The 17,328-nt window shown below is 72.1% G+C and carries 11 protein-coding genes; 5 read left to right on the top strand and 6 right to left on the bottom strand.

From position 1 onward, the window contains the following. Positions 1-679 precede the first annotated feature (679 nt). On the top strand, positions 680-1,351 hold the full coding sequence (locus tag AB0959_RS15095) for a hypothetical protein (protein ID WP_366826841.1): 672 nt from the start codon (positions 680-682) through the stop codon (positions 1,349-1,351). Positions 1,352-1,509: 158 nt separating this feature from the next. On the opposite strand, the gene AB0959_RS15100 is transcribed toward AB0959_RS15095, so the two are convergent. Next, positions 1,510-3,261, bottom strand: coding sequence for a SpoIIE family protein phosphatase (locus AB0959_RS15100; RefSeq protein ID WP_366826842.1), 1,752 nt, complete (start codon positions 3,259-3,261; stop codon positions 1,510-1,512). A gap of 278 nt (positions 3,262-3,539) precedes the next feature. Here AB0959_RS15100 and AB0959_RS15105 point away from each other — a divergent pair, with 278 nt between their 5' ends. Beyond that, positions 3,540-4,439 (top strand): alpha/beta hydrolase, encoded by a 900-nt coding sequence (locus AB0959_RS15105; protein ID WP_366826843.1) that lies wholly within the window; start codon positions 3,540-3,542, stop codon positions 4,437-4,439. Between the two features lie 87 nt (positions 4,440-4,526). Next, a complete protein-coding gene (locus tag AB0959_RS15110; RefSeq protein ID WP_366826844.1) occupies positions 4,527-5,570 on the top strand; it encodes a LacI family DNA-binding transcriptional regulator in 1,044 nt (347 codons plus the stop codon). 629 nt (positions 5,571-6,199) lie between these two features. Here the strand turns inward: AB0959_RS15110 and AB0959_RS15115 are convergent. Then, the gene (locus tag AB0959_RS15115) at positions 6,200-6,988 is read right to left on the bottom strand and encodes a VOC family protein (RefSeq protein WP_366826845.1); all 789 of its coding nucleotides are present in this window, start codon (positions 6,986-6,988) and stop codon (positions 6,200-6,202) included. 299 nt (positions 6,989-7,287) lie between these two features. Between AB0959_RS15115 and AB0959_RS15120 the strand changes: the two genes are divergently transcribed. Continuing rightward, entirely contained in the window at positions 7,288-7,536 is a 249-nt protein-coding gene (locus AB0959_RS15120) for a WhiB family transcriptional regulator (RefSeq protein ID WP_366826873.1), read from the top strand. Positions 7,537-7,675: 139 nt separating this feature from the next. Continuing rightward, a complete protein-coding gene (locus AB0959_RS15125; RefSeq protein WP_366826846.1) occupies positions 7,676-11,104 on the top strand; it encodes a hypothetical protein in 3,429 nt (1,142 codons plus the stop codon). Positions 11,105-11,173: 69 nt separating this feature from the next. Here AB0959_RS15125 and AB0959_RS15130 read toward each other — a convergent pair whose 3' ends face one another. The 4 genes from AB0959_RS15130 to AB0959_RS15145 form a co-directional block, all read right to left on the bottom strand. Continuing rightward, positions 11,174-12,148, bottom strand: a complete 975-nt coding sequence (locus AB0959_RS15130; protein ID WP_366826847.1) for an acyl-ACP desaturase — start codon at positions 12,146-12,148, stop codon at positions 11,174-11,176. Positions 12,149-12,371: 223 nt separating this feature from the next. After that, positions 12,372-13,148, bottom strand: coding sequence for a dimethylargininase (ddaH, locus tag AB0959_RS15135; RefSeq protein ID WP_366826848.1), 777 nt, complete (start codon positions 13,146-13,148; stop codon positions 12,372-12,374). A gap of 139 nt (positions 13,149-13,287) precedes the next feature. Continuing rightward, complete coding sequence (locus AB0959_RS15140; protein ID WP_366826849.1) at positions 13,288-15,594, bottom strand: excinuclease ABC subunit UvrA; 2,307 nt, start codon at positions 15,592-15,594, stop codon at positions 13,288-13,290. A gap of 10 nt (positions 15,595-15,604) precedes the next feature. Beyond that, entirely contained in the window at positions 15,605-17,230 is a 1,626-nt protein-coding gene (locus tag AB0959_RS15145) for an ABC-F family ATP-binding cassette domain-containing protein (protein ID WP_366826850.1), read from the bottom strand. Positions 17,231-17,328: the final 98 nt, after the last annotated feature.

The raw sequence follows: 17,328 nt of genomic DNA on the forward strand, positions 1-17,328 counted from the left end.
GCGCTCCGCTGGGTCGAGCGGCCGGGTGCGGGGCGCGCCGAGTGGTTGGGGGAGTGCGGGCCGGCTGCGACTGCTCGTGCCCACGCGGCGGACGTGGACGCGCCGGCGCCGCCCGGTGGCCGAGTCGTCAGCCGGCCACCGAGCAATCGCCGACCGCGTCAGAGCCAAATCGCCCGCGAGCCTGACCACTTCCTGCCGTCGCCGTCGCCGTCGCCGTCGTCGCTGTCGCCGTCGTTGCCCAGCGTCGTGAAGTGGCTCCTTGTCATGAATGATCCGGGCAGACGCCTGCCCGCACGACGTGCCGGCGCCCTCAGCGTCACTTGCCGGCCAACCGTTTTTCGCCTTTTGCGACTTGAGAGCGTTGCTCCCCGTTTCAGGGGTAATCGGTCGGGGCGGCCGGTAACTGACGGTAAGTCAGTTATTTGGCGGCTTGCATTCCGCTTACACGAACGGGAGGACGGCCACGGTGCTGGCTAGGAATCGAGGAATCCGGACAGGGGCGACGAGTGCTGCCGTTGTGCTCGCGTGCGTCGCGCTGGCGAGCTGTGGGGAGGACGATGCGTCCGAAGGGAGGAAACCGAGCGCCACCGAGGGAGCCGGCAGTCCCGGCGCCCGGGAGGAGGGGACGCGGGATGTCCGTACGGCGTATCAGAAGACGCAGGAAGCGGAGTCCGCGCGGATGACGATGCGCGTGCGGACTGCGGCGGCGGGGAAATCCGTCACCGTCCACGGGGAGGGCGCCATCGACTTCCAGGACGGTGAGAGCAACATGACGGTCCGGGCCGGGGACCAGAGGATCGAACAGCGTGTCGCCGACCAGGTCCTCTACCAGAAACTGCCCGCCGGACAGACCAAGCGGGTGCCCGGGAACAAGCCGTGGATCAGCATCGATCTGAAAAAGGTCGCCTCCCAGGGGGGCAGCGGCACCGACCAGGGGCTCGGAGACCCGGCGGAATCGGCCGCGTTCGCCAAGGGCATCACCGACAAGGACGTCAAGAAGGTCGGCACCACCACGATCGACGGTGCCAACACCTCCCAGTACCGGGTCACGGTGGACGTCACCAAGCTGCCCAACGGTGCCTCCCTGCAGCGACAAGTGGGCTCCACCGTGCCGATGGACCTCTGGGTCGACGATGACGGCCGGATCAGGCGCCAGCAGGTCGACATGACCGTCAAGGGGTCCGCGGGCAAGGGCGGTTCCACCACGGGCGCCGCGTCTGAGCAGGCCAAGGTGCGCATGCTCATCGAGTACGGGGACTTCGGCACAGACGTCGAGGCCGACAAGCCGCCGGCGAGCCAGACCGCCGACATGACGGACAGGCTTCTCAAGCAGAACCAGCAGCAGAGCTGACCTCTGTCGCGGCCGTCGCTCGGGTCTGCCGCCACGCCGTGCCCCCGGGCCGTGCTGTCAGGACACCCGTTCACCGGCCCGCTGGAGGCGTGGCCACGGGCCGGTGACGGAGAACGTATCGGCGAGCGCGTCCCATGACCGGGGGCACCAAGCGCCGCTCACTGCCGGTCGCCGGAGGCGCCGGGTTCTCCCTCCCGAACAGGGGTGCGCAGGGCCAGGAGGGCGACGTCGTCGTCGTTGCCCGCGGGGCGGACGCGGCGCAACAGCTGGTCGGTGAAGGAGGTGAGGGGGCGGTGGGCGAGGGCCGCGGCGTGCCGGCGCAGTCGGTCCAGGCCCACGTCGAGGGTGTCGCCGGGCGCTTCGATGAGGCCGTCGGTGTACAGCACCAGCGTCGAACCGGGCGGGAGCAGAGCCGTGGCGTCCGGGCGCGGGGCACGGGCCCCTATCCCCAGGACGATGCCGTGGCCCTCGTCGAGGTAGTCCGCCAGACCATCGCGGCTGATCAGCAGGGGCGGAGGGTGGCCCGCATTGGTCCAGGACAGCTGCCACTGGCCGTCGTCCGCCTCCTCGAGCCGGGCGAAGATCATGGTGGCCATGGTGACGTCGGTGATGTGCTGCATCGCCTCGTCGAGCCGCTCGACGATCCGGCTGGGGAGTTCATGCTGGGACCAGGCGTAGGCGCGAAGCATGTTGCGCACCTGTGCCATGCCGGCCGCGGCTTCCAGGTCGTGACCGACGACGTCCCCGATGGCCAGGGCGGTCGATCCGTCGGACAGGGGGAAGGCGTCGTACCAGTCGCCGCCGACCTGTGAGGCGTCGGGCGCGGGCAGGTAGCGGGCGGCCATCTGCAGGCCCGGCACGCCCGGCATCTGGGGCAGCAGATGGTTCTGCATGGTCTCGGCGACCTTGCGCTGGCGCTGGTAGAGACGAGCGTTGTCCAGGGCCAGGCCGACACGGCGCGCGATGTCCTCGATCAGGGGGAGATCGGCAGCGGTGAAGGCCACCGGGTTCTCGGCCCGCCCCAGCGTCAGAGCGCCCAGGACTTCCCGCGTGCTGCGGATGGGCGCGATGGCCGCGGAGTGCATCCCGGTGATGTCGAACAGACGGCGTTGCTCGACCGCGATGCCGGAATCCGGTGCCCGCTGGTAGGTCTGCGGGCCGGCCAGGGTGGAGGCGACGCCGCGCAGGGCCCTGGACAGGGGCATGGAGGATTCCTGGGGGACTGGTGGCATCGGGCCCTGCAGGTCCTCGTGGCGTGCCGCGGTGTCGCCGTCGGCGTGGACCACGACGGTGCGCCACACCTCGTCCCGCTCGGTGATCAGGTCGACGACGGCCCAGTCCGCCAGCCGGGGCGCGACCAGGGCCACCAGCCGGCTCAGTGCCTCGTCGACGTCGAGGGTGGAGGTCACCTGCGCGGTCGTCTCGGCCAGCAGGGCCAGCCGCTCGAGCTCCGGCAGTGGCCTCCCCGCCGGCTCGAGGCGCGGACCGGTCTCCTGCCGGCGCTCGGGAGTGTGGAAGACGACGAGCGTGCGGCTCTCGTCATCGCCGATGTCGTACGGGGTGATCAGCCAGGAGATGGTCAGCAGAGTGCCGTCCGAGCGAGCGAAGTAGTCCTCGTCGGCCTGGGCCGTGCGTCTGGCGTGGAACGCCTGCCGCATGGCGCACTGAGTCCTGGGCAGTGGCTGGCCGTGGGGCCCGCGGTGCAGCAGATCGTGCGCGTCATGACCGAGGAGATCTTCGGCGGAACGGGCCAGCAGCTTTTCCGCGCGGGTGTTGACGGCGAGGATGCAGCCCTGCTCGTCCACGACGTAGGCCCCGGACCCGATGGCTTCCAGCGCCCTGGTGACGTCGGCAGAAACTGCCGGCACCGACCGCTTCCGAACGATGTCCGTACGCTCCAGCCCTGCCACTTCCGACCTCCGTGTGCCGCCGCCCCACTCACTGTCGGCGCGCCTGCCGCGGGGGGTCCTCTCCTGCTTGCTCCTCCCCGTATGCCCCCGCGCGGACACACCTCACATCATCCCTGCCTGCCGGGGTGAGCCGCACCTGGTGTCACCGGATGACGCCTTCGGTAGCGGCCGCGACCGCTTGGTACCGGACTTGGTCGCCGTGTGTCATGAGCGTGCGGGAGGGCCGTGGCGCGGCGACCAGGAGTTCATGCCACGGTTTCAAGGGAACTGAGGCCTTCGTGTTCACCGATTTCACATTCGAGAATCTCGACCTCGGCGAGGTCGTCCCGCGCGTCCGTCACGGAGGGCGAGGACCCGCCGTTCTCCTTCTCCACGGACACCCGCGCACCCACACCACAGGGCACCGGCCGGCACCGTGGCTCGCCGAGACCCACACCGTCGTCTGTCCCGATCTCCGCGGCTACGGCCAGTCCTCGAAACCCCGGACGGACGACGACCACGAGCCCTGTTCCAAGCGCCGTATGGCCGCTGACTGCCTGGAACCCATGCGGCGTCTGGGCCATGAGACGTTCCACGTGGTGGGACACGACAGAGGCGGTTATGTCGCCACCCGCCTGGCGCTGGACCATCCTTCGGCCGTCACCCACCTCACCGCGCTGGACGTCGTCCCCATCGGTGAAGCTCTGTCCCGCTGCGACGCGAACTTCGCCACCCGGTGGTGGCACTGGTTCTTCCGCGCTCAACCCAGTCCTGGACCGGAAACCGTCATCAACAACAATCTCAGCCTGTGGTACCGGGCAACTCCGGAGGACATGGGCCAGGAGTCATGGCAGGACCTCCAGCTCGCGCTCAGCGACCCGCGGACCATTCACGCCATGTGCGAGGACTACCGGGCCGGACTGGGCATCGACCGCCGGCACGACGAGGACCAGGCGGCCGGACGACGGGTGCGGTGCCCCACCCTCGTGCTGTGGGCCACGAAGAGCGATCTCCCTCTGCTGTACGAGGACATCAGAGGTATCTGGCAGACATGGGTCGCGGGCGAGGTGACGGCCAAGGGCATCGACAGCGGTCACCATGTGGCCGAGGAGGCTCCCGGGAAACTGGCCGAAGAACTGCTGAAGGCCTGGCCGAGCGCCGAGCCGGTTCGGGGCGGGGAACGGGAAGCAGGATCGTGACCGGCCGTTTCTCGCGGGGGAGCGCTCTCAGACCGGCGGCGCCCACGGCTATCCTGAGCGGCAGCCGCTCTGGAGGAGAGTCCCGAAGTGACCGAGGCAGCGTCGCGTCCCACGCTGGAGGCCGTGGCCGCGCGGGCGGGAGTGTCGCGGGCGACCGCGTCACGGGTCGTGAACGGGGGCCAGGGCGTGCGGGAGCCGCTCGTCGAGCGGGTGCGCAAGGCCGTCGAGGAACTCGGGTACGTGCCGAACCAGGCGGCCCGGAGTCTGGTCACCCGACGGCACGACGCCGTCGCCGTCGTGATCGCCGAGCCCGAGACCCGAGTGTTCGCCGACCCCTTCTTCGCCCTCCAACTGCGCGGCATCAGCAAGGAGCTGACCGCGCACGACTCCCAGCTCGTGCTGCTGCTCACCGAAGGGCGCGATGATCACGTACGGGTGGGGCGGTACCTCGCCGGCGGGCATGTCGACGGCGCGCTCGTCTTCTCGCTGCACCTCGACGACCCGCTGCCCGGGCTGATCCACGGGGCCGGCGTGCCGACCGTGTTCGGCGGACGGCCCGGCTGGGGGGACGGCACGCCGGACATCGTCTACGTGGACAGCGACAACCGCGGTGGCGCTCGGGACGCCGTACGGCACCTCGCCGGGCTCGGCCGCACCCGGATCGGGCACATCGCCGGGCCCCTCGACCAGACCTCCGCCGTCGACCGGCTCGAAGGGTTCCGGGACGTCATGGTGGACGCCGATCCGCGGCTGGTCGTGGAGGGCGACTTCACGCCCGCGGGCGGCGAGCGCGCCATGCGGGAGCTCCTGGACCGCTGCCCGGACCTGGACGCCGTCTTCGCCGCCAACGACCTCTCCGCCTCGGGTGCCCTGCGCGCCCTGCGCGAGCGCGGGCGCCGCGTTCCCGGCGATGTCGCCGTCGTCGGCTTCGACGACATGCTGCCGGTCGCCGAGCAGGCCGACCCGCCCCTCACGACGGTCCGTCAGGACATCGAGGAGATGGGCCGGCTGATGGCTCGCCTGCTGCTGGGCGGGCTGGAGCCGAGAGGCACGGAAGCCGGACGGGAGACCGGAAGCACACCCGCCGGCGTCGTCCTGCCGACCACGCTGGTACGACGCGCCTCGGCCTGAGCGCTCCGCCGGCACGTCGGCGACGAACTCACCGCCCGGCCGCCAGTCGCCCGCGAACGCCTTGCCCCCGCCCGCCGTTGCCCGGCCACCCGCCGCCTGCTCTGCCGTTGCCCGGCCGCCCGCCGCCCGCCGCCCGCCGCCTGCTCAGCCGCTGCCCCGCGCCTCGTCTGCCGCAACCCGGCCTGTCGCAGCCCGGTCGGTCTCGCGCCGGCTGGTCCATCGCCGCCCCGCCGCTGCCCGTCGGCCGCCCGCCGTCCGGCCTGCCGCCGCCTGGCTTGCCGTTGCCCGGCCGCCCGCCGGCGTCGTCCTGCCGACCACGCTGGTACGACGCGCCTCGGTTTGAGCGCTCCGCCGGGACGCCGGCGACGAACTCACCGCCCGGCCGCCAGTCGCCCGCCAACGGCCTGCGCCCCCCGCCTGCCGCTTCCCGGCCGCCCGCCGCTTGGCCTGCCGCTGCCCCGCCGCCTCGTCTGCCGCGGCCCGGCCGGCCTCGCGTCGCTGGTCTGCCGCCGCCCGGCCTGCCGCGGCACCGCTGCTCGCCAACGGCCTGCCGCCGCATGCCGCCCGGCGCCGCCCGGCCTCGGGAGCGCCGGAGCCGCCTGGCCGCCGGTCCGCCCGACCGCCGGACCTCAGCTCTGCCGCGGCACGCTCTTGATCACCGCGAACCGCGCTCCGTACGGGTCGGCGAGTTCCGCGATGCGGCCGACGTCCTTCAGGTCGGTCGCCGGGAGGCGGACGGTGCCGCCCAGCTCACGCGCCCTGGTGACCGTGGCGTCCGTGTCCGGGACCTCGAAGTACGGCAGCCAGCGCCCGGTCTCCGCCTCGGTCGGGTCGTCCTCCAGCGGGACGATGCCGCCGAACATGGCGTCCATCTCGGTGCCCGCCGGGTGGACCGTGGTGTACGCGCCTCCGGGGAACGTGACCGCCGAGGTCTCCCAGCCCAGCACGGTGTTGTAGAACCCGGCGGCCGCGGGAAGGTCCGGCGTGTACAGCTCCAGCCAGCACAGCGAGCCCTGGTCCCGCACGACGTCCAGGCCCTTGGTGGCCGCGGGCTGCCAGATACCGAAGGACACGCCGGCCCGGTCGGCGAGGATCGCCATGCGGCCCTCGTCCAGCACGTCCATGGGCCGCATGAGCACCGTGCCGTGCGCCTGCTCGGCCGCCTTCGCCGTGGCGTCCGCGTCCGGCGTCTGGAAGTACACCGTCCAGGACGGCGGGCCCTGCTCCGGAGCGGTCCGCATACCCCCCGCCGCGGTCTTCCCGTCGAGCTGGAAGAAGCCGTAGCCGCCGGCCTCGGGCGGGCCCGGCCGGAACTGCCAGCCGAAGAGTCCGCCGTAGAAGGACGAGGCGCCGTCGATGTCGGGAGTACCGAGATCGAGCCAGTTCGGGGCGCCGGTGACATAGCGGGTGGTGAGCATCCGTGCTCTCCTTCGAGAGGTCCAGTTGCCTGCACTGCCGAGTCTCGCACCGCCCACTGACAATCGCTGCCGGGACGCTGCCTCTGCGACCACACCCCATCACGGTCGGTAATCGGAGGAGGAAGAGGAGGAGGGGGAAACGTGTGCGCGGCGGTCCGCGCGCCGCCGTGCGTCCGACCGGTCCGCCGGTCCACCATCGGGTGCCGGCAGAGGTGGCACCGGAGCGGCCGCGCCGTGTGGAACGTGTCGTTGATCCGGCGTTGATCGAACGTTTTTCGCCGCCCGGCAGCATCTCGACCATGCACACCGACACATCGACCCCGCCGGACCTGAACTGGCAGGCACAGGCGCTGTGCGCACAGACGGGGGCCGACTTCTTCTTTCCCGAACCCGGCAGCTCGGTGCGGGAGGCGAAGCTCATCTGCGGCATGTGCGAGATGCGCTCCGCCTGTCTCGAATACGCGCTGGCCAACGACGAGCGCTTCGGCGTCTGGGGCGGCCTCTCCGAACGGGAACGGCTCCACATCAGGCGCACCGACCCACGCTGAGCGACCCCCACGCTGAGCGATCCCCGCGCCGACGACCCGCGCCGACGGCCCAGCCGGGCCGGACGGGCATACCCACTCGGTACCGCGCATACCGTAATCTCCGCGCGCCCGCTCGGCCCCAGCAGGCACAATCCAGCGCATGCCCAGCACAGCGCAGACGGTCGACGGCCTGCTGAACGTCCTCGACCCGCTTCCGTACCCGCACCGCACACGCGAACTCGCCACGCGCGTACGGACCATGGACCGTCCTCTGCGGCCGGTACTGGAGGAGCTCGAAGCACGCGGCCCCTACGAGCGAGGGATCGCCGTGCTGGCCGCGGCCGTCGCCCAGGACACGGAGTGGATCGCCGCGCGCGTCGCCGACCCCGATCCGTACGTGCGCGGACAGGCGCTGCGGGTCGCCGACAGCCTCCAAGTGCCCGACTCCGTCTACGAGTCGGCGCTCGCGGACGCGCCCGAAGCCGTGCGCCGCGAGCTGCTGCGCGCCCTCGTCACCGCGCGCCGCACCGCGCTCGCCGACCGCCTGGTCGACGGGCTGCGACGCGACTGGGGCGACACGGAGGCGGCCCGGCTGCTGCCCGCCTGCTCACCGGGGACGGTCGCCCGGCTGCTGCCCGAACTGTTCCACGCGGTCACCGGGTGGAACAGCCTCGCCAAACGGCATGCGGGAACCCTGCTCGACGTGGCGGAGCGGGAACTGGACGCGCTGCCCGGCGCGTTGCGCGGCTCCTGGTGGCGCCGGTACGCGATCGCCCTGGCCTCGGTGGCGCCCACCGAGCCCCTGCGCGTGCTCGGCCTCCTCGAACACCGTGGGCCCGCGACCGTGCCGTACGAACTCCGCGACCACGTGGGCGCGTTCGCGTCCGCCGACCCCGCGCGCGTGGTGCGACTGCTGCTGACGCCCGCCTGGTCCCGCGTCCTGGGAGTACGCTCCCTCAGCAGGATCGTGCTGCGCGGGCTGGCCCGCTCCGGCGCGCCCGAACTCGTCGCGTACGCCCGGACCCTGGTGCCGCACGGAGGCCTCCCGCAGCTGCTGAGGGCACTCCCGCCCGCCCGGCGGCACGCGTTCTGCACCGAGGTGTACGAAGGCCGGGGACCGGCGGCGGCCGATGTGGTCCTGCTCGAAGCGCTGCCCCGCAACCATGTCGCGGACGAGGCCCGCGCGATGGCCGACGCCGTGCGCGAGCGCGGCGGACGGTGGAACGACCTGCTGCGCGTCGAGTGCTTCCTGCCCGTCTCCGAGGTCCGCGGCCGACTGGTCGAGGCCACCCGCCGCCCGGCCGCCGAGGACCGCGCCGAGGCCTGGCCGCTGCTGATCCGCAACGCGGCCCGCTCCGCCGACCCCACCGCCGTCCTCCTCACCCTGGAGGAGATGAGGCGACTGCGCAACGAACAGGACCCGGTGCGCTCGGCCGCACTCCGTGAACTGGCCGACGTCCGGCCCGCGTTGTACACCGAGGACGCCGAGCCGCACCTGGACCGGATCGCCGTCGACGCCGTGGAGGCCCCCGACTCCTCGCCCGCCACCCGGAACCACCTGAGCCGGTTCGCCGTCTCGGTTCTGCGCGAGCACGCGGCGAACGGACAGCGCGCGCTGGTGAACTGGGCGCTGCGCACCCTGGTGCGGATCTCCGGAAACACCGGCGGCGCGGACCTCGGCCCCCTCGACCGCACCCTGAGGCGCGGCCAGGAGCACCAGGTGTACGAGGCACTGCGCCCCTGGATCGAGGCGGGCGCCGAGAAGGCCGACTACGGACTCGCCTTCGCCCTCGCCCGCGCCGTGGGCCGACGCGCCGCCGGCATGCCCGAACTGCAGGAACTCCTGTGGCAGGCCATCCGCTACGGCGGCGACGCGACCGCCAGTGACGCCATCGGCCTGTGGCTGGAGCCGCCCGCGACCCGGGACGAGCGCGTGGCCCGCGTCCTCGCGCTGGAGCCGTCCGCCGCCGCGCTGTGGCCGGTCCTGCAGATCGTGGTCCGCCGTCGCACGGACCTCCTCGACCCCCTGCTGGCCGAGACCCCGCCGTACGGGCGCTTCCTGACCAAGGGCATGTCGTGGACCATACCCGTGGACAGCTCCGTCCGACGCTGGGTGCCGCGTCAACAGCAGGCACTGGCCCGGCAGTTGACGGCGGAGGCCGAAGACATGGGGCGGCCGCTGTACGAGCGGGCCGGCGCCGTCGAGCGCGTCGCGTTGGTGCCGGGCATCGGCCTCGACCTCGTACGCCGCTGGACGGGCTCCGCGGACGTCGTCCTCGCCGAGGCGGCGCTCGCCGCGCTCGCCCGTACCGACCGGCGCGCCGACGCGTTGGACGACCTGCTGGCCCACGCGGGCGGCGACCGGGCACGGGTGGCCGTGTACGCGGCCACGCAGGCGTCCCGGTACGTCCCGCCGTCCCTCCTCGCCGAGCGACTCCGCGCCCTGCTGTTCGCCCCGGACGTCAAGGTGACCAGCCGTAAGGAGGCGGCACGCCTGGCCGCCGCGCGGCTGCCGGTGCCGCGGGCCGCGGAGCTGCTCAGCGAGGTGTACGCGAGGCCCGGCACCCACATCGACGTACGTGCCGCCTGCGTGGCCTTCGCGGGACCGCTGCTCTCCGAGGAGCCGGTGCGGGGGCTGCTGGCCGACGCCGCGCGCGCGGAACCCGTGCTCCGCTCGGCTGTCCTGCGCGTGACGCCGCTGGACCTCGCCGAGCCCCGCCGGGAGCGTTACGCACGACTGGTCCGCGACGTCTGCGACACCGACGACCCCGAGACGGCGGCCCCGGCCTTCGAGGCGCTGGCCCGCTGGGCACCGTGGTCACCGGACGCCCCGACGGTACTCGCCGACGCGACCGCCGACCTGTCGGAACGGGCGACCTGGGCCGCCGCGGCGAACGGTCTGGTGACGGCCGCGGCGGGCTCGGCCCGGGGCGCCGAGGGACTGCGCCGGGCGCTGCGGAAGCTGGCGGACGCGGAGGCCGGGATCGCGGACGCGACCGTGGCCGCGGGGGAGGGGGCTGCGGCGGGGGAGACGGCGGAGGGGTCGGTGACCCCGCCTGCCCGGGACGCGTCGGCCGACGCCGGGGAGCGCCGCGACCGCCCCGCCCGCCGACGCGTCCAGGACCTCGTCGTCCGGCTCGCCCTCCACGCCCGATCGGCTCCGGGCACCGTCCGCCCGGCCGCCCTCGCCGCGAGCGAACTCCTCGCGGAGTACGACGACTTCGTGCCGCAGGCCGCCGAGATCGCCGCGTTCCACCTGGACCTGGACGCCGACGTGGACCGGCTCGACCGGCTGGCCGCCCTCACGGAGGGCCGCCCGGCACTGGCCTCCCGGACGGCTCAGGAGGTGGACGCGCGGCTGCGCGGCCACGCCCACGAGGGCGACCCCGGGGTGCTGTTGGACGCCGCTCGCCGCCTGGCCGCCCACGGCGGTCACGCCCAGGGCCTGTTCGCCGTGGCCCTCACCGGAGCCCTCGGCGCCCGCACCGGCTGGCCCGCGCCCTGGCGGGCGCAGCTCAGGGCGCTGCGCCGCCACCCGGTGCCGGACGTGCGCGACGCGGCCCTGGCCGAGGTGACGGCGCACGAGTAGACGTAAGAAACGCGGGTGCCCCGCCTCGACCGAGGCGGGGCACCCGCGTGCAGTACGGACCGGACTCCGCTACGCGCCCGCGCGCGCCGCCATCCGCGCCTTGCGTGCCGCGAGCTTCTCGTCGAACTTCAGGGCCTCGGCGTCCAGTCCGCCCATGTAGAGACCCAACTCCTCCTGCGCCTTCTGGCCCTCCGGGCCCAGCCCGTCGATCTCCATGATCTTCAGGAAGCGCAGCACCGGCTGGAGCACGTCGTCGTGGTGGATCCGCATGTTGTAGACCTCACCGATGGCCATCTGGGCGGCCGCGCGCTCGAAGCCGGGGATGCCGTGGCCGGGCATGCGGAAGTCGACGACGACGTCGCGGACCGCCTGCATCGTCAGGTCGGGCGCCAGCTCGAACGCCGCCTTGAGCAGGTTCCGGTAGAAGACCATGTGCAGGTTCTCGTCGGTCGCGATGCGCGACAGCATGCGGTCGCAGACCGGGTCGCCGGACTGGTGGCCGGTGTTGCGGTGCGAGATGCGGGTGGCGAGCTCCTGGAAGGCGACGTACGCGACCGAGTGCAGCATCGAGTGCCGGTTGTCCGACTCGAAGCCCTCGCTCATGTGCGCCATGCGGAACTCTTCGAGCTTGTCCGGGTCGACGGCGCGCGACGCGAGGAGGTAGTCGCGCATCACGATGCCGTGCCGGCCCTCCTCGGCGGTCCAGCGGTGCACCCAGGTGCCCCAGGCGCCGTCGCGGCCGAACAGCGAGGCGATCTCGTGGTGGTAGCTGGGCAGGTTGTCCTCGGTGAGCAGGTTCACCACGAGAGCTATACGGCCGATCTCGGTGACCTTCGACTGCCCCTTCTCCCAGGCCTCGCCGTCCTCGAAGAGACCGGGGAAGTTGCGGGCGTCGCTCCACGGCACGTACTCGTGCGGCATCCAGTCCTTGGCGACCTGCAGATGCCGGTTGAGCTCCTTCTCGACCACTTCCTCCAGGGCGTACAGCAGCCGTGCGTCGGTCCAGGTCGACGAGCTGCCAAGATGGGGAGAAGTGATCGACACGGTGGCTCCAGGGGGACGAGAAGATCGTGCGCGGTCACGAGCGAGTGACCCAACCTACGGAATCGTAGGCTACGAATCCGTAGGTTACGAAACCGTAGGTTAAAAGCGCTGTAAAGAGCCCTGTTCAGCGGGTGTTCCCGCAGTGCCCCTGGGTGTCACCGGTACGCCGACAGCCCAGCAGACTCGCAGGTCCCGGGACCGGACGGGCGACGTGCTCACCCGGTCAGGCGTACAGCTCCCGCAGCCGCACCGAGAGGCATGTCACACAGCCCTCCAGCTTCTCGAACTCGCTGATGTCCACGACGACGGGCTCGTACCCGAGATCCTCGTACAGGGCCGCCGTCTTCGGCGCGCTCGCCGCCATGAGCAGCTTGTCGCCGCCGAGCAGCACCACATGGGCGCCGGACTCCTCCGGCACGTGCAGGAAGCTCGGGAACAACGAGGGGCTGTCCATCTTGGGGATGTGCCCGACGACCGTGCCGTCGGGCAGCGCGGTCACCGCCGACTTCAGGTGCAGCACCTTGCTCACCGGCACGGCCACCACCCGCGCCCCGAGCGGCTCGAACGCGGCCCTGACCTGCTGGACCCCGGCCGCGTTGGTGCGCCCGCCGCGGCCCACGAAGACCGTGTCACCGATCTTCAGGACGTCACCGCCGTCGAGGGTGCCCGGCGCCCAGATCCAGTTCACCGAGCAGCCGAGCCCGGCCACCGCCTCCTCCACGCCGAGGGACTCGCCGCGCCGGGACTCCGCCCCGGACCTGCCGATCAGCGCGACGTTGCGGAACATCACGACCGTGTCCTCGACGAACACCGAGTCCGGGCAGTCGTCGGCGGGTTCCACCTCGACGGTCTCCCAGTCGTGCGCGCGCAACGCCTCCGCGTAGGCCTCCCACTGCTCGACCGCGAGATCGACGTCGACCTTCTCGCGTTCGATGTGGGTGACCAGCCCGTCGGCCAGTTTGGGGCTGGGGCGGCGGATGAGGGCCTTCTTGCTGGGCACGGCGGATCTCCGTCTCGGGCGTTCTCGGGCAGGGCGTTCTCGGGGGTGTGCCCATCGGGATGCCGTCCATCATGCAGCCCCGGTCCGCGCGAACAAAACCCTCCGGTAACAAGCGGATGTCCGCCGAGGTCACGCACGCTCAGGCCGCGGCCCGCCGCAAGTGCTCGGCTGTGAAGGAGTCGTGTGCGTCCAGCAGCCGTCCGGGCGTCCCCTCGAAGATCACCCTGCCGCCGTCCCGGCCTCCGCCCGGCCCCAGATCGACGATCCAGTCGGCGTGCGCCACCACGTCAAGGTTGTGCTCGACGACCACGACCGTGTTGCCCCCGTCGACCAGCCGGTCCAGCAGCGCGAGCAGACCGTCGACGTCCGCCATGTGCAGCCCGGTCGTCGGTTCGTCGAGGACGTACACCGCGCCTGTCCGGTGGAGCCGGGTCGCGAGCTTGATGCGTTGCCGCTCGCCGCCGGACAGCGTGGACAGCGGCTGCCCGAGCGTGAGGTAGGTCAGTCCCACGTCCCGCAGGGCGCGCAGCCGTCGTTGTACGCCCGAGTCGGCGAGGACGTCCAGCGCCTGACCGGCCGTCATGTCCAGGACGTCGGCGACGGAGCGGCCGTCCACGGTCAGCCGCAGAACCTCCTCCTTGAAGCGGCGCCCCTCGCAGTCGTGGCACGTCGTGGTCACCGGGTCCATGAACGCCAGGTCGGTGTGGATGATCCCGCGCCCCTGACAGGCCCCGCACGCGCCCGACGAGTTGAAGCTGAACAGCCCGGCGTCCGCGCCCGTCTCCCGTGCGAAGACCTTCCGCACGGTGTCCATGACGCCCAGATACGTCGCCGGCGTCGAGCGCGCCGAGATGCCGACCGCCGACTGGTCGACGACCACGGCCTGCGGATGCGCCGCCACGAACGCCCCGGACACCAGCGAGCTCTTCCCGGACCCGGCGACCCCGGTGACGACCGTGAGCACCCCGGTCGGGAACTCCACGGTCACGTCGCGCAGGTTGTGCAGGCTCGCGCCCTTCACCCACAGCCCGCCGGCCGGCCGCCGGGGCTCCGCCTTGATCCTCGTACGGCGGCGCAGACAGCGCCCGGTCCGGGTGTCCGCGGCGGCCAGCTCGTCCGGAGTGCCCGCGAAGACGACCCTCCCGCCGTCGGCACCCGCGCCCGGACCCATGTCCACGACGTGGTCGGCGAGGGCGATGACGTCCCGGTCGTGTTCGACGACCAGCACGGTGTTCCCCTTGTCCCGCAGCCGCAGCAGCAGATCACCGAGGCGGCCCACGTCCCGCGGGTGCAGTCCGACGCTCGGCTCGTCGAAGACGTACGTCATCCCCGTCAGGCTCGACCCCAGGTGCCGTACCGTCTTCAGCCGTTGCCCCTCCCCGCCCGACAGCGTGGACGTCTCCCGGTCGAGACTGAGGTAGCCGAGGCCGATGGCGTCGATCCGCTCCAGCGCGGTGACGGCGGCCGAGGCGATCGGACCGGCCACCGGGTCGTCGATCTCCCTGAGCACGCCGATGAGATCGGTGACCTGCATACGGGCGCAGTCGGCGATGGACAGGCCGCCCACCCGCGTGGCGAGCGCCGCCGCGTTGAGGCGGGCGCCGTGGCACACCGGGCAGGTGTCCTCGACGAGGAAGCGTTGCACGAGGTCGCGGGTCTTCTGGCTCAGGCCCGACAGGTCCCGCTTGAGGTACAGCCGCTCGAAACGGTCGGCGAGCCCCTCGTAGTCGGTGCTCCACGTGCCGCCGGAGCCGGTGACCTCGACCCTGCTGCCGGGTGCGCCGTGCAGGAGGAACTCCCGCTCGGCGTCGGTGAACTCACCCACCGGCTTGTCCGGGTCCAGTTCGGGGGTGTTCGTGTAGCCCTGCCCCTGCCAGGTCCCGGCGGCGAACGGCGGGAACAGGATCGCTCCGTCCGCCAGGGACCGGGCCGGGTCGAGCATGCGGTCCCAGTCGGGCCGGACCGCCCGCCCGAGCCCGTCGCACCCTGGGCACATGCCGGACGGGTCGTTGAACGAGTACGCGGTCGCCGGGCCCGCGCTGGGCGTGCCGTGCCGCGAGAACAGCACCCGCATCACCGAGTGGATGTCGGTCATGGTGCCGACCGTGGACCGGGAGTGTCCCCCGACCGGCCGCTGGTCGACGACGATCGCGGGGGAGAGGTCCTCGATGGCGTCGGCGTGCGGCCGCTCGTACTTGGGCAGCCGGTTGCGCACGAACCACGTGAACGTCTCGTTGAGTTGCCGCTGCGACTCGACGGCGATCGTGTCGAAGACGACGGACGACTTCCCCGACCCCGACAGGCCGGTGAACACGGTCAGCCGGCCTTTCGGGATACGGAGACAGACGTCCTTGAGGTTGTTCTCCCGGGCCCCGGTGAGGGTGATGAACGGGGCTCCGGCAGTGGTGACGGACGGGGCTCCGGCGGCAGTGATGAATGCGGGCATGCATCCGACGCTAGGCGGGATACCCGACAGCTTCTGGCGTGATTTCCTTCAGCTCTCCCTCCTCCATCAGCAGCCAGCGGGTGATCCCGATCGACTCCAGGAACGGCAGGTCGTGACTGGCCACGACCAGCGCGCCCTCGTACGACTCCAGGGCCGTGGTGAGCTGCCGCACGCTCGCCATGTCCAGGTTGTTCGTCGGCTCGTCCAGCATCAGCAGCTGCGGCGCGGGCTCCGCCAGCATCAGCGCGGCCAGCGCCGCCCGGAAGCGTTCGCCGCCGGAGAGCGTGGCGGCCGACTGGTCGGCCCGCGCCCCCTTGAACAGGAAGCGGGCCAGGCGCGCCCGGACATGGTTGTTGGTGGCGCCCGGCGCGAACCGGGCCACGTTCTCCGCGACCGTCAGATCACCGTCGAGCACGTCGAGCCGCTGCGGCAGGAAGCGCAGCGGGACGTGCGCCGTCGTCTCGCCCGCCACCGGTTCCAGCTCGCCCGCGATGGTGCGCAGCAGCGTGGTCTTGCCCGAGCCGTTGCGCCCGACGAGCGCGACCCGCTCGGGCCCGCGCAGATCGAGGACACCGCCGACACGCGCGCCGTACTTCAGCTCCAGGTCCATGACCGTGAGGACGGTACGGCCCGGGGGCACGGCCGTGTACGGCAGGTCGACGCGGATCTCGTCGTCGTCCCTGACGGCCTCCACCGCGCCGTCGAGCCGCTCCTTGGCGTCGGCGAGCTTCTCCTCGTGCATGATGCGGTGCTTTCCCGAGGAGACCTGGGCGGCCCGTTTGCGTGCCCCCATGACGATCTTGGGCTCACGCTTCTGCTCGAACATCTTCTGGCCGTACCGCCTGCGCCGGGCCATCTTGACCTGGGCGTCGACCAAGTCTCGCTTCTGCTTCTTCACGTCGGCCTCGGCGACCCGCACCATCCGCTCCGCCGCCTCCTGCTCGGTTTCGAGCGCCTCCTCGTACGCCGAGTAGGGGCCGCCGTACCAGGTGACCTCCCCGGAACGCAGGTCGGCGATCTGGTCGACCAGTTCGAGGAGTTCGCGGTCGTGGCTGACCACGACCATCACCCCGGACCAGGACGCCACGGCGTCGTACAGACGGCGGCGCGCGTACACGTCGAGGTTGTTGGTCGGCTCGTCCAGCAGGAGCACGTCCGGCCGGCGCAGCAGCAGCGCGGCCAGGCGCAGGAGCACCGACTCGCCGCCCGAGACCTCGCCGATCGTGCGGTCCAGGTCGATGTGGCCGAGCCCGAGCTCGCCGAGAGTGGCGAGTGCGCGCTCCTCCACGTCCCAGTCGTCGCCGACCGTCGCGAAGTGCTCCTCGGCCACGTCGCCCGCCTCGATGGCGTGCAGCGCGGCGCGGACGGCGGCGATGCCGAGGGCCTGGTCGACCCTGAGGCCGGTGTCGAGCGTGACGTTCTGCGGCAGGTAGCCGACCTCGCCCGCCACGCGAACGGTGCCATCGGCCGGGGTGAGCTCCCCGGCGATCAGCTTCAACAAGGTTGATTTGCCTGACCCGTTGATGCCGACGAGCCCGCTGCGGCCGGAGCCGAACGCGATCTGCAGGTCGTCGAGGACGGGGGTGCCGTCGGGCCAGGAGAAGGAAAGGGCGGTGCAGGTGATGGAAGCAGACATGGTGGCCTCGCGGATGCTGGGGGGTGGTCGGTGGCAAACGCGTGAGAGACACCGCGAGGCGGAAGCGGGCGAGGGAGGCACGACAGCCGGGGAGGCAG

Origin of the sequence: Streptomyces sp. NPDC046862, assembly GCF_040704615.1 — a bacterium.
Taxonomy (GTDB): Bacteria; Actinomycetota; Actinomycetes; order Streptomycetales; family Streptomycetaceae; genus Streptomyces.